This window comes from Nocardia sp. NPDC004582, assembly GCF_053602115.1.
In genome coordinates this window covers 40,751-53,233 of sequence record NZ_JBSGCY010000011.1, presented here as the reverse complement: position 1 = coordinate 53,233, position 12,483 = coordinate 40,751, and the positions used below count along the sequence as shown (strand labels likewise).

16 protein-coding genes are annotated in these 12,483 nt (G+C 68.6%); 9 read left to right on the top strand and 7 right to left on the bottom strand.

Going from position 1 to position 12,483, the window contains the following annotated elements; genetic code table 11:
• The first annotated feature begins 6 nt into the window (after positions 1–6).
• The 6 genes from ACWELJ_RS05845 to ACWELJ_RS05820 all read left to right on the top strand — a co-directional run bounded on the left by ACWELJ_RS05845 (position 7) and on the right by ACWELJ_RS05820 (position 4,181).
• Positions 7–666: an HAD family hydrolase gene (locus ACWELJ_RS05845; protein ID WP_452365032.1), complete on the top strand. Its 660-nt coding sequence runs from the start codon at positions 7–9 to the stop codon at positions 664–666.
• Positions 667–736: 70 nt separating this feature from the next.
• Entirely contained in the window at positions 737–1,201 is a 465-nt protein-coding gene (locus tag ACWELJ_RS05840; protein WP_452365031.1) for an OsmC family protein, read from the top strand.
• Positions 1,198–1,479, top strand: coding sequence for an acylphosphatase (locus tag ACWELJ_RS05835; RefSeq protein ID WP_452365030.1), 282 nt, complete (start codon positions 1,198–1,200; stop codon positions 1,477–1,479). The genes ACWELJ_RS05840 and ACWELJ_RS05835 overlap by 4 nt, the downstream gene beginning before the upstream one ends.
• A 27-nt stretch (positions 1,480–1,506) precedes the next feature.
• Positions 1,507–2,544, top strand: a complete 1,038-nt coding sequence (locus ACWELJ_RS05830) for a hypothetical protein (protein ID WP_452365029.1) — start codon at positions 1,507–1,509, stop codon at positions 2,542–2,544.
• The gene (locus ACWELJ_RS05825; RefSeq protein WP_452365028.1) at positions 2,544–3,707 is read left to right on the top strand and encodes a glutathionylspermidine synthase family protein; all 1,164 of its coding nucleotides are present in this window, start codon (positions 2,544–2,546) and stop codon (positions 3,705–3,707) included. Before ACWELJ_RS05830 ends, ACWELJ_RS05825 begins: the two co-directional genes overlap by 1 nt.
• A gap of 21 nt (positions 3,708–3,728) precedes the next feature.
• The gene (locus ACWELJ_RS05820; RefSeq protein ID WP_452365027.1) at positions 3,729–4,181 is read left to right on the top strand and encodes a DUF350 domain-containing protein; all 453 of its coding nucleotides are present in this window, start codon (positions 3,729–3,731) and stop codon (positions 4,179–4,181) included.
• A 15-nt stretch (positions 4,182–4,196) separates the two neighbouring features.
• Here the strand turns inward: ACWELJ_RS05820 and ACWELJ_RS05815 are convergent, their stop codons facing one another.
• The 6 genes from ACWELJ_RS05815 to ACWELJ_RS05790 all read right to left on the bottom strand — a co-directional run bounded on the left by ACWELJ_RS05815 (position 4,197) and on the right by ACWELJ_RS05790 (position 8,366).
• Entirely contained in the window at positions 4,197–4,778 is a 582-nt protein-coding gene (locus tag ACWELJ_RS05815; protein WP_452365026.1) for a dihydrofolate reductase family protein, read from the bottom strand.
• A gap of 224 nt (positions 4,779–5,002) precedes the next feature.
• On the bottom strand, positions 5,003–5,860 hold the full coding sequence (gene mutM, locus ACWELJ_RS05810; protein WP_452365025.1) for a bifunctional DNA-formamidopyrimidine glycosylase/DNA-(apurinic or apyrimidinic site) lyase: 858 nt from the start codon (positions 5,858–5,860) through the stop codon (positions 5,003–5,005).
• Entirely contained in the window at positions 5,861–6,631 is a 771-nt protein-coding gene (gene rnc, locus ACWELJ_RS05805; protein WP_452365024.1) for a ribonuclease III, read from the bottom strand.
• Positions 6,632–6,648: 17 nt separating this feature from the next.
• The gene (rpmF, locus tag ACWELJ_RS05800) at positions 6,649–6,831 is read right to left on the bottom strand and encodes a 50S ribosomal protein L32 (protein WP_033088742.1); all 183 of its coding nucleotides are present in this window, start codon (positions 6,829–6,831) and stop codon (positions 6,649–6,651) included.
• A gap of 2 nt (positions 6,832–6,833) precedes the next feature.
• Complete coding sequence (locus ACWELJ_RS05795; protein WP_452365023.1) at positions 6,834–7,493, bottom strand: YceD family protein; 660 nt, start codon at positions 7,491–7,493, stop codon at positions 6,834–6,836.
• Positions 7,494–7,598: 105 nt separating this feature from the next.
• Positions 7,599–8,366 carry a DivIVA domain-containing protein gene (locus tag ACWELJ_RS05790; RefSeq protein ID WP_452365022.1) on the bottom strand — a complete coding sequence of 256 codons (768 nt, stop codon included), beginning with the start codon at positions 8,364–8,366 and terminating at the stop codon, positions 7,599–7,601.
• A 222-nt stretch (positions 8,367–8,588) separates the two neighbouring features.
• Between ACWELJ_RS05790 and ACWELJ_RS05785 the strand changes: the two genes are divergently transcribed.
• Positions 8,589–9,146, top strand: a complete 558-nt coding sequence (locus ACWELJ_RS05785; protein WP_357279117.1) for a GtrA family protein — start codon at positions 8,589–8,591, stop codon at positions 9,144–9,146.
• A gap of 222 nt (positions 9,147–9,368) precedes the next feature.
• The gene (locus ACWELJ_RS05780) at positions 9,369–10,457 is read left to right on the top strand and encodes a hypothetical protein (protein ID WP_452365021.1); all 1,089 of its coding nucleotides are present in this window, start codon (positions 9,369–9,371) and stop codon (positions 10,455–10,457) included.
• A 76-nt stretch (positions 10,458–10,533) separates the two neighbouring features.
• Here ACWELJ_RS05780 and coaD read toward each other — a convergent pair whose 3' ends face one another.
• Positions 10,534–11,025, bottom strand: coding sequence for a pantetheine-phosphate adenylyltransferase (gene coaD, locus ACWELJ_RS05775; RefSeq protein ID WP_452365020.1), 492 nt, complete (start codon positions 11,023–11,025; stop codon positions 10,534–10,536).
• Between the two features lie 241 nt (positions 11,026–11,266).
• Between coaD and ACWELJ_RS05770 the strand changes: the two genes are divergently transcribed.
• Positions 11,267–12,391, top strand: coding sequence for an alkaline phosphatase family protein (locus ACWELJ_RS05770; RefSeq protein WP_452365019.1), 1,125 nt, complete (start codon positions 11,267–11,269; stop codon positions 12,389–12,391).
• Positions 12,392–12,483 lie beyond the last annotated feature (92 nt).

The window sequence follows — 12,483 nt, the reverse complement described above, 5'->3', positions numbered from 1 at the left end:
GACGCCATGCCTGTTGCCGCGATCGTGTTCGACATGGACGGTGTGCTCATCGACACCGAACCCATCTGGGAGGAGGTGCGGCGCGAGTACATCGACGAGATGCGCGGCCGCTGGCTGCCCGACACCCAGGACCGGTTCATGGGGATGAGCACCGCGGAATGGTCGCGGTACCTCAGCGAGGACCTGCTCGACGGCCGCCGCACCCCCGACGAGGTCGCCGAGGACGTCATCTCCCGCATGGCCGCCCGCTACGCCGACCACCTCCCGCTGATGCCCGACGCCGCCGCCAGCGTGCGCCGCCTGGCCGCGAGCTACACCCTCGGCCTGGCCAGCTCCTCCCCGCGCCGGCTCATCGACGTGGTGCTCGACCACATGGGCGTCACCGATCTGTTCGCCGCCACGGTCTCCACCGAGGAGGTCGAGCGCGGCAAGCCCGCCCCCGACGGCTACCTCGAGGCCGCCGCCCGCCTCGGCCTGGACCCGGGCGTCTGCGTGGCGATCGAGGATTCCAGCAACGGGCTGCGCGCCGCGCACGCCGCCGGGATGACGGTGATCGCCGTCCCGCACCCCACATACCCGCCCGCCGCCGACGCCCTCGCGACGGCCGCCTTCGTCGCCGGCGACCTGACGCAGGTCACACCGGAGCGGATAGCGGAATTCCGCTGATCACCTCGGTGTTTCGAACGATCGGCGACCAGATGGTCGTCCCGGGTGACCCAATGGGAGGATTTGACCTATGTCCGAACAGACCGCCGCACCGCAGACCACCGCCATCGACCCGGCGGCCGAGCCGGTCAAGCTGTGGGCCGAACGCACCGGCACCCGCGCTTACACCGGCCGCAACAACCGCGGCGGCGAGGTGCTCATCGCGTCCGCGGGCGTGCCCGGCGCGTTCACCCCGGGCGAGCTGCTGAAGATCGCGCTCGCCGGCTGCACCGGCCTGAGCGCGGACTTCACCCTCGCGCGCCGCCTGGGCGACAGCTTCGACGCCACCGTGCACGTCTCCGGCGACGCCGACCGCGAGAACGAGCTCTACCCCGAGCTCACCGAGGAAGTCGAACTGGATCTGAGCGAACTCGACGAGGAGTCGCGGCAGCGGCTGCTGGTCGCCGCGCAGCGCGCCATCGACAAGGTGTGCACCGTCGGCCGCACGCTGAAGGCGGGCACCACGGTCAACCTCACCTTCCGCGTCGACGAATGAGCGCAGACCCGGTCCGGCTCAGCGCCTGGGTGCACGGTCTGGTCCAGGGCGTCGGCTTCCGCTGGTGGACCCGCGCCCGCGCCCTGGAGCTCGGCCTGACCGGTTACGCCCGCAATCACCGCGACGGCCGCGTGCACGTCATCGCCGAAGGACCCCGCGATGCCTGCGAATCGCTGCTCGAGCTGCTACGTTCCGGTACGACACCAGGTCGGGTAAATCTGGTGGTGGAAGACTGGGGTCCCGCCGCGGGCGGAATGACAGGATTCGAAGAACGCTAACGCGCGGCGAGCCCACGGAGTCGACGAATGGCCACTGACCGTCCCGGCGGTCCGGACAACCCGGACCGTCCCACCCCCGACCCCGCGCGCCCCTCCGAGCCGCCCACTCCCCCAAGCGAATCCGCCGCTTCGGGCGAATCCGGCCACCCGGCCGAACCGACCGAGCCCGCAGCCACGCCCGAATCACCCGATGAGTCCGGTTCCGCGGCCTCCGGTCCCACGCCGACGCTCCGGCTGCCCGCCGAGGAGCTGCATGGCGGGAACCAGCCGACGCTGCCGCTGCCCGGGGCCGCCGCGACCCCGCCGAGCGCGGGCGAGCATCCCCCGGCCGATGAATCCCGCAGCGGGGCGGGCGCTTTCGGGCCCGCTGGCGTCGCGCCGGTCGGCGCGGTCACCCCGCCGCCCGGCGTCGAGCCGCCGTTCACCCTGCCGATGCCGTCGCTGGAACCCGACGCCCCGCCGGTGCCCGCGGTCCCCGAACCGCCGCGGCGCGGCAGCATCATCACCCAGCAAGCGGGGATCACCCAGCCGCGCCCGCCGACGGTGGCCGAGGTGCGAGCCCGGGAGAAGGCGCGCAAACGGGCCGAGGAGCAGCAGCAGGCCGAGGCGGAGGCCGCGGAAGCCAAGCAGCGCAAGAAGAAGCGGATCCTGATCGGCGGCGCGGCCGTGGCGGGGATCGCGGCGCTGGTCGGCGGCGGCTACCTGGTGGCCTCGGCCTGGAGCGGACCCGACGTGACCGCGTCCTGCACGGTGGTGGCCGACAAGGGCGAGATCGTCCCGATCGGCAACGGGCAGACCGTCACCGCCGACCGCGACAATCAGGAGATCGTCGTCCCGGACAACTACTGTTCGAGCGCCACGTCCGGCGGGCACCCCGGAACGCACACGAGCACCTTCATCTACCTGGGCCACTCCTACCGCTACTACTACGGCGGCAACACCACCATCGGGCACGCGCCCACCGGTGGCACCACGGTGGCCCCCAAGGGCGCGACAGTGAAGACCAAGAGCGGCAGCACGATTCAGCGCGGCGGCCTCGGAGCGAAGATCGGTGGAGGTTCCTAGTGCGGCGGGTTCGCAGCACTCCGCGGCCAGGCTGGCAGCGGATCATCGAAGGTCAGGGTCTGGTCTACGGCTCCCCCGGGCAGTACCCCGACGGCCGGCCGCGGCCCTACTGGGACGAATCGGTGCACTACGAGTTCGACATGGACGAGATCCTCGCCATGGAGGCGCAGGTCGAAGTGCTGCACTCGATGTGCCTGCACGCCGTCGAACAGGTGGTCCTCACCGAGCGTTTCGCCGATTTCGGTCTGCCGCAATGGAGCTGGGAGCACATCACCAAGTCCTGGCACCGCTCCGACCCGCACGTCTACGGCCGCTTCGACCTGCGCTACGACGGCCGCGGCCCGGCGAAACTGCTGGAGTACAACGCCGATACGCCCACCTCCCTGCTGGAGGCGGCAATCGTGCAGTGGCACTGGCTGACCGACACCCACCCCGACGACGACCAGTGGAATTCCCTGCACGAGAAGCTGGTCGAGCGCTGGGGTGAACTGCGCGAGACACTGCCCGGCCGGCAGCTGCACTTCACCTGGTCGGGTTCGGACGCGTCCGGCGAGGACAATGTCACCACCGCCTACATGCAGGAGACCGCCGCCGAGGCCGGGTTCGACACCATCGCCCTGCCCATCGAGGAAGTCGGATTCGACACGGAGCTGGACCGTTTCGTGGATCTGGCCGAGGCCCCCATCGAGGCCATCTTCAAGCTGTACCCGTGGGAATGGGCGCTGGACGACGACTTCGGCCGCCGCGTGGTGGAGTCGCTGCCGGAAACCATGTGGATCGAACCGCTGTGGAAGACGCTGCTGTCGAACAAGGCGATCCTGGCGGTGCTGTGGGAGATGTACCCCGGCCACCCCAATCTGCTGCCCACCTACCTCGACGACCCGCACGAGCTCACCGAATACATCCGCAAACCCAAACTGGGCCGCGAGGGCGCGAACATGACCATCGTCGGCGCGGGCCTGGAAACCGCCACCGGCGGCGTCTACGGCGACGAGGGCTACGTCTACCAATTGCTGGACCCGCTGCCCGAATTCGACGGTATGCGACCGGTTCTCGGTGCTTGGATCGTGGGCGACACATCCGCGGGCCTCGGCATCCGGGAGACCGTCGGCCTCATCACCGATGACAGCTCCACCTTCGTCCCGCACCGCATCCCGCAGTAACCACACCTCGGAGGATCACCGATGACCACCGCTCTCGCCCTCGAAGCCGGGTATTGGCACTCGCTCGGCCGCGGCGTAGGCGCCATCCTGGCCTACGCCCTGCTCGGCCTGGTGCTCATGCTCGTCGGCTTCCAGGCCGTGGACGCGACCACTCCGGGCCCGCTGCGCGCCATGGTGTCGCGCGGGCTGCCCAACGCCGTCGTGATCAGCGCGGCCGCCATGATCAGCATGGCGCTGATCGTGGTGCTGGCCATCTACGCGCAGGCGGGCAAGCTGTCCGAGGGGCTGCTGGCCGCCACCGTGTACGGCCTGGTCGGCATTGTGGCCCAGGTGATCTCGGTGCGGGTGCTCGAATTCGTGATCGGCATCGATATCGGCGAACTGCTGAAGAAGCCGGAGTTCAGCACCGAGTCCCTGGTCGTCGCGGCCGCGCACATCGCGATCGGCCTGGTGGTGGCCGTCGCGATCCTCTGACGCGCGGGCCGGTGCTCAGCGCACCCGGCTGTATTTGATGAAGGCGACGCCGTCCTCGAAGATCCGGCTGGTGAGCACCCGGAACTTGGCCGGCTCGGGCAGCCGCCCGGCCGCGCCGAACAGCGGCCGACCGTGCCCCAGCACGATCGGATACAGCTTCAGGAACACCTGATCGATCTCCGGCAGCAGCGTCTGGGCGAGCTCACCGCCGCCGCACAGCCAGATGCCGAGCCCCTTCTCCCGCTTGAGCTCCCGCACCCGCTCGACGGGATCCGCCGAGATCAGTTCCACCCCGGCCGCGGGGCTCTCCGGCAGTGTCGTGGACACCACGAACTGCCGCAGATGCGAGTACGGGCTGGAGGTGCCGGTCCGCACGCCGAAGTCATGGGTCTTGCGCCCCATGATCACGGTGTCGAAGTTCTGGCACGGTTTGTCGACGCCGAGCACCTGACGAACCTTGGTGGGCAGCGTCTCGGGATACTGCGCCATGATCGCGGGCCCATGATCACCCCCGACCGGGAAGAAGTCGACCGAACCGTCATCGGTGGCGATGAACCCGTCGATGGTGGCCGCGACGTAGTAAGTCAGTTTGCGCATGTGTTCCTCCAGCCGGCACCACGCGTGCCGCTACTGAAAAGGTAGCGCCTGAACCTGAACGACAGGCCGGGTCTGAGATAGTCGGATTGCCCGACTCCGAAGAAAACCTGCTGGTCTCAGGCGCGAAAGTGGCATTGACGGCGGCATCTCGGGCCAATCGAACGCTTCATGAACTTCTCCGTTCGATCGCTCCACGACCCCTCGGCTCGATCGCTCCAGAACCCTCAGCCGCGCGGGCGGGGCTGGCAGCGCGGGCAGGAGAAGGAGGAGCGGTTCATGAACTTCTCGCGGCGCATGAGGGCCCCGCAGCGGCGGCAGGGCTCGTCCTCGCGGCCGTAGGCGTTGAGGGAGCGTTCGAAGTAGCCGGACTGGCCGTTCACGTTGACATAGAGGGCGTCGAAGGAGGTGCCGCCCGCGCGCAGGGCCTCGTCCATGACGATGCGGGTCTCGGCGAGCAGGGTGTGCAGGGCGGGGCCGGTCAGCTTGGCGGCGGGGCGCTCGCCGTGGATCTTGGCTCGCCACAACGCCTCGTCGGCGTAGATGTTGCCGACGCCGGAGACCACGGTCTGGTCCAGCAGCAGGCGCTTGATCTCGGACTGCTTGCCGCGCAAGGTCTTCACCACGGAATCGGCGTCGAAACGCTCGTCGAGCGGATCGCGGGCGATGTGGGCCGCGGATTCGGGCACCCAGGTGCCGTCCACCTCGACCAGATCGGAGAGCTGCCAGCCGCCGAAGGTGCGCTGATCGACGAAACGGAGTTCATTGCCGTCGTCGAGGGTGGCGATGATGTGCGCGTGCTTCTCGAGCGGCGCCGAGGCGGGCTGGACCAGCATCTGCCCGGACATGCCGAGATGCACGACCAAGGAGGTGTCGGGCTCGTCGAAGGTGAGCCACAGGAATTTGCCCCGCCGGTGCGCGGCGTCCACGCGCAGACCGGTCAGCCGGGCGGCGAGGTCGTCCCCGCCGAACGCGTGCCGTCGCACCGAACGCGGGTGTTTGACGGTGACGCTGTCCAGGACGCGGCCCACCACATGCTCGGTGAGTCCGCGCCGGACGACTTCGACCTCGGGAAGTTCGGGCATCTAGCTCAGCGAGCCGTCGTCCGAACCCTCGGGCGCGTTCTCGGCGTTCAACGCCTTGTAGGCCGCGCCCGCGGCCTTCTGTTCCGCTTCCTTCTTGGAGCGGCCCACCCCCTGGCCGTAACCCTTCCCGCCGATCACCGCGGTGGCGGTGAACTCCTTGTCGTGGTCGGGTCCGGTGGAGGTGATCTCGTAACTGGGTACGCCGATGCCACGCTCGGCGGTCAGCTCCTGCAGGCTCGTCTTCCAGTCGAGCCCGGCCCCCATGCGGGGACCGCGCTCGAGCAGAGCGGCGAACAGGCGCAGCACCACTTCCCGCGCGACATCGATGCCGTGCTGCAGGTGCACCGCACCCAGCAACGACTCCATGCCATCGGCGAGAATGCTGGGCTTGTCCCGGCCGCCGGTGAGCTCCTCGCCCTTACCGAGCAGCAGGTGGCGGCCGAGACCGCCGGCGCCGAGTCCGCGAGCGACCTCGGCGAGCGCGTGCATGTTGACAACGCTCGCACGCAGCTTCGCCAGTTCGCCCTCGGACTTGTCCGGGTGCTCCAGATACAGGCGCTCGGTAATGCTCAAACCGAGCACCGAATCGCCCAGGAACTCCAGGCGCTCGTTGGTCGGCAGGCCACCGTTCTCGTAGGCGTACGACCGGTGCGTGAGCGCGAGGCGCAACAGCTCCGGCTGTACGTCTACGCCGAGCGCCTCGAGCAGGCTGGCATGGTCGGCGGCATCACCTACGGCGGGAATATCCGCCGCGTCCTTGCTGGCGGTCACGGTGGGCTATACGCGAATCAGATCGCGGAGGTGACCTGACGGCCCTTGTAGGTGCCGCAGCTCGGGCACGCGATGTGCGGCAGGGTCTGCTGACCGCAGGCGCGGTTCGGGCAGGTGATCAGGGTCGGCGCGGTGGCCTTCCACTGGCTGCGACGCGCGTGGGTGTTGGCACGGGACATCCGGCGCTTCGGAACGGCCACGACTAGCTCTCCTCTGTCTTACTTGCGGCACCGTTGTGTCCCGCAAGGGTGGAATCGGTTGATGGGTCCGACGCAGTGTCTGCGTCGGTGGACTCAGCGGCGAAATTCGCGAGCCCGGCCCAGCGAGGGTCAAGTATCTCATGACCGTGGCCGGAACCCGCAATCGCCATCTTGACGCCGCATTCCGGGCACAATCCCGCGCAGTCCGGCTCGCACAGCGGCTGCAGCGGCAGCTCCATGCCGACCGAGTCGATGATCACCGGCTCGAGGTCGATGAAATCGTCCACCAGACGCGGGATCTCGTCTTCCTCGGTGGTCTGCTCGGTGGCGCTGTCCGGGTAGGCGAACAGCTCGGTCAACCGCAACTCGAGCTCGTCGGTGAACGAGTCCAGGCAGCGCGAGCATTCGCCCTCGATGGGAGCGGTGACCGTGCCGGTGACGAGGACGCCCTCGGACACCGACTGCAGCGTGAGATCCAGTTCGACCTGCGCACCGGCCGGGATCGCGACGAGATCGAGGCCGATCTTCTCCGCGATCGTCACGGTGCGGTGCAGCTCGCGCATGGAACCGGGGGCGCGTCCGAGGCTGCGTACATCCAGCACGAAGCCCGCATCGGTCATCTTCTGACGATGACGCGAGCCATTACCGGAATCGGCGGACATCTGGACACTCACCTTCACGTGTGGCTGGGAATGGGCAACCACCCCACAATACCGAAAGCCCCGCTCGTGACCCAAATGGGCCGAGCGGGGCAATCCGGTTGTCTATCAGCGGCGGAAGCCGGGTGATTCGGCGCGGAACTCGGAGGCGTAGTCCGGCACCGACGAGCCCGAGCGGACCTGGTGGCGGCCGCGGCCGACGATGCGCAGGGTGCTGTGCAGGGTCTCCTCGAAGTCGGCGAGCTTGCCGTCGACATAGTCGTCGCATTCCGAGCGCAGGCGGTCGGAGTCGGCCTGGGCGGTGTCGATGAGCCGGGCGGATTCGGTGTGGGCGGCGCGGACCACCTCGGTCTGGGAGACCAGGCGATCCTGTTCGGCCTTGCCCTCGGCGACCGAGCGGTCGTAGGAGGCCTGGCCGGCGGCGGCGAGGCGGTCGGCCTCGGCGCGGGCGCGGCCGGTGAGGGAGTCGTATTCCTTCTGACCGTCGGCCACCGTGCGCTCGGCCTCCTCCTCGGCCGAGGTGACCAGGTGATCGGCGTGGGCGCGGGCCTCGGCGACCATGCGGTCGGCGTGGGCTTTGGCGTCGGCGAGGATGCGGTCGGCCTCCTCGCGGGCGGAGGACACGGTGTGGTGAGCCTGGTCGTTGGCGGTCTTGACGGTGGTCTCGGCGCCGGTGCGGGCGTCGGTGACGATCTTGTCGCGGTGATCGAGCACGTCCTGGGCGTCGTCGAGCTCGCCGGGCAGCGCCTCGCGGACGTCATCGAGTAGCTCCAGCACCTCGCCGCGCGGCACGATGCAGTTTCGGGTCGGCGGGATGCCGCGGGCCTCTTCGATGATGGCCACCAGTTCGTCGAGCGCTTCGAATACCCGGTACATGTGCTACCCCACTCTCCTGCCAGGACTCACGGCGAGACTCTCCGCTTCCGCCAGTCTGCCAATCTCCGCGCTGTCAACAAGGTCCGACACGGCGTGTCGCGGGTTTTCCGCAACATGGCCTAGTTCACAGATCGTGACCGGAAAACAAGTGGAGGAAATAGCTCCACTTGGTTTACCGTTGATGAGCAAGACAAGTAGCGGTGTGTTCGGATGGGGTAGGCGATGGCTGTCCACGAGATTCCGGAGCGGGCGACGATGCCCGTGCCCGGTCTGGTGCACACCTATACCCTCGGATCGGAGGCCTTCGCCTACGGCTCCGAGGCGTTCGACCGGAGCACCGACGCCCTGCGCGCGACCGGCGTGCGCTGGTCGGCTCGGATCGGGGCCTGGCTGCGCGGCGACGCCGCCCTCGCGCAATTGATTCGCTTCGCCCTCGTCGGCGGTCTCAGCAATGTCGGCTACATCCTGCTGTTCCTCGCCCTCTACGGCGGCGGCGCGCAGGTGGCCAATCTGGCCGGATCCATCGTGAGCACCGCGCTCGCCAACGAGATGCACCGCCGGCTCACCTTCCAGGCCGCGGACCGGGTGCGCTGGTACACCGCCCAGATCGAGGGCGGGGCGCTGGCACTGGCCGGCCTCGCCATCACCTCGGCGGGTCTGGCGATTCTCGAGGTCACCGCCCCCGGCATGGGCGATATCGCCGAAGCCGTTGCGGTGCTGGGCATTACCGCCGTGGTCGGCACCATGCGCTTCCTCACCCTGCGACTCTGGGTGTTCTGACCCCCACTCCCCCACAAGTTCTCCGCGAATACGGGAACCCCTGTCGACGCGTCGGCGTCCAAGCCAGTACCGACGACGAAAGGGGTTCGACATGGACCGTGGGCGCGGATGCCTTGGGGGACGGCGCGATACGAACGGACCACGGCCCCAGCGACCCCCGGGGCGGGGCTGCGGAACATGCGTGCGCCCCCGCCGCCCGCGCCCGCCCCGGCAGGAGAGCGAATGACCGCCATCGCTATGACCACCGCCACCGATGCGACCACCGACGACACCCCGCCGACCGGTTCGACCGAGCCCGCGATGACCAGTCGGGCGCAGGTGCGGGCCGCGAACGGTGGACGACAGTGCGGGGTACCGGAATCGCGCAAGGCGCTGCTCGCGGGGTGTGGCGCGCAGCGGGGGCCGGGGCGACGCCCGGTCGCCGGGTCGCGGGGCAGATCCGGAGCGCGGGTACACGAAACGGTCCCGACCGCGGTGGACCGGCGGGAACAGCATCGGCAACTGATCGGGGCCCTGCTGCCGGAGATGGCGGCGGGCAGTGTGGTGAGCCATCAGTCGGCGGCTGTGTTGTATGGGACGCCCCTGTGGCGGACGCCGCTGGATCGGGTGTGCGTGACCCGCAATCGCAAGGGCGGCGGGCGGACCCGGCCGTTCGCGAAAGTCCACGGCTCGCCGGTGGATCGCGCGGTCGAGGTCGACGGGCTGCCGGTCACCGCCCCGGCGCGGACGGTGGTGGATCTGGCGCTGACGCTGCCGTTCGAGGCGGCGGTCGTCGCCGGTGACGCGCTGGCCGGCAGGTTCGGGCTGACGGCGGCCGAACTCGGCGAGGAGATCGCGAAGGCCAAGGGCCGCTACGGCATCGGCCAGGCGAAGGAGGTGATCGCCCTGCTCGACGGCCGCAGCCAGAGCATCGGGGAATCGCTCAGCCGCACCATGATCGAGCGGCACGCGCTGCCGCGGCCCGGTTCGCAGGGCAATGTGCTGACCCCGGACGGCCGTTTCGTGGCTCGGGTCGACTTCTATTACGAGTCCGCGGGTGTGCTGTGCGAGTTCGACGGCCCCACCGAGTACGGCCGCCTCCTGCGCCCGGGCCAGGACTTCGCCGCCACCGTCCACCGCGAGCGGATCCGCGAAACCTATCTGCGCGCCCTCGGTTTCGAGGTGGTTCGCTGGACCTGGGACGACCTGATCCGCGACCGCGCGGCCCGCCGTCTGCGCGCCGCGCTGTCACGTTCCCGCCCGCGCCCCGACGGCCGGATCGAGCCCGCACCCGCCTTACCCGCCCAGCCGGTCCTGATCAGGGCGCTGTGACACAACGCGGTTGACAGGATCGAACCCGCGTACTCGCTGGGCCGTATGGGGTTGCGGCCCAGCGGGTTCCGGTCGGTCAGGAGTTGGCCTGGCGTTCGGCGATACGGGCCATGAGGCGCTTGTGGACGGCCGGGGGCAGCAGGTCGGCGATGTCGCCGCCGAGCGTCGCGACCTCCTTGACCAACGAGCTGGAGACGAAGCTGTAGGCGGGGTTGGTGGCGATGAAGTAGGTGTCGACGCCGGTGAGCTTGCGGTTCATCTGCGCCATCTGGACTTCGTAGCCGTAGTCGGTGGCGTCACGCAGGCCCTTGACGATCGCGGTGATGCCCTGCTGCTTGGCGAAGTCCACCAGCAGCCCGCGCCAGGATTCCACGCGCACATTGGGCAGGTGGGCGGTCACCTCGCGGATCAGCTCCATGCGCTCCTCGACGGTGAACATTCCCTGCTTGTTGGGGTTCACCACCACGGTCACGACCACCTCGTCGAATTGCTCGGCGGCGCGGGCGATCACGTCGAGATGTCCGTTGGTCACCGGGTCGAAGGACCCGGGGCACAGTGCTCCAGCCATGGCCGCACGCTACCGCATTCCGGGGTAGCATCCACGTCCGCCCCAAACTTCACAAAACGGACATGCCTGGTCAGCTATGGTTTTGCAACCCAGGAACTGCTCGCTTCCCGTTCGGAAACTGTTCGGTTTGCTCGCGTTGATCGTTTGCGAAACCAATTGCGAAGCTGCATCGGCAATCTCGTTCGTTACAGAAAGCAGCACAATGTCAAGGGCATCGTTGGGTCGGAAGATCGCAGTCACCATGGCTGCGGCGGTGAGCGCGGTGACGGCCGTGAGCGGCGTGATCGGAGCGACCGCATCGGCTGATCCGGGCGCCAAGCCGGACCATATTTTTTACATCATGATGGAGAACGAGGGCGACGCCCAGATTCTCGGCAATACCGCCGACGCTCCGTATATCAACCAGCTGGCGGCCCGCTACAACGTGTCCACCGGTTTCCACGGCGTCACCCACCCCTCGCTGCCGAACTACCTGTCCATGTTGTCGGGCGACTTCCAGGGCATCTGGGACGACTGCAAGGCCGGCGCCGACGTCAAATGCGCCCCTGAGGAATTCGTGTCCGACTCGGGCGACGGCACCTCCGGCGCCGCCCTGACCCCGGAGCAGATCGCCAGTGCGAGCGCCAAGCCGCACCTGTTCGGCGGCCGCACCCTGGTCGACGAGCTCGAGGACAAGGGCCTGTCCTGGAAGGCCTACATGGGCGCCATGCCGCAGGCCGGTTTCCAGGGCGAGTTCGCGCCCGGCGACGTCAACGGCACCACGGTGAAGCTGTACGCCGAGAAGCACAACCCGTTCATGTACTTCTCGGGCATCAACTCCCCCGGCAACGCCCGCCTGCAGAAGGTGGTGCCGTTCGAGAACAACTTCGACGCCGATCTCGCAAGCGGCAAGGTGCCGAACTTCACCTGGATCAGCCCCGACCAGTGCGATGACATGCACGGCCTGTCCCCGGCGGCCGCCGCGATCATCAACAAGCCGACCTGTGCCTACCCGGATTCCGGTGTGTCGCACGGCCCGATCCACCTCGGTGACGACTACCTGAAGGCGACCGTCACCAAGATCATGAACTCGAACACCTGGAAGACCTCCAACTCCTCCATCGTGATCGCGTGGGACGAGAACGACTACTCCGGCTACTCCGGCGGCCCGGGCAGCCCGGTCGGCAAGAACGGCGTGGTGCTCGGCGGCGGCGACGCCCCGCTGCTGGTCATCAACTCCAAGGAGGGCCCGCACCACTCGTCGGCCGACGTGATCGACCACTACTCGGTCCTGGCCACCATCGAGCAGATGTGGCACCTGGGCTGCCTGGCCAACACCTGCTCCCCGAAGACCTCTGGATCGCTGCGAGACATGTTCGCGGCCTGACCTTTTCGACCCCCGACGGCCGTGAGCCGTTGACGACTGCCCGCCGGTTTCCCCGGCGGGCAGTCGTCGTTCGATCACCGTGGCTCGAGAAC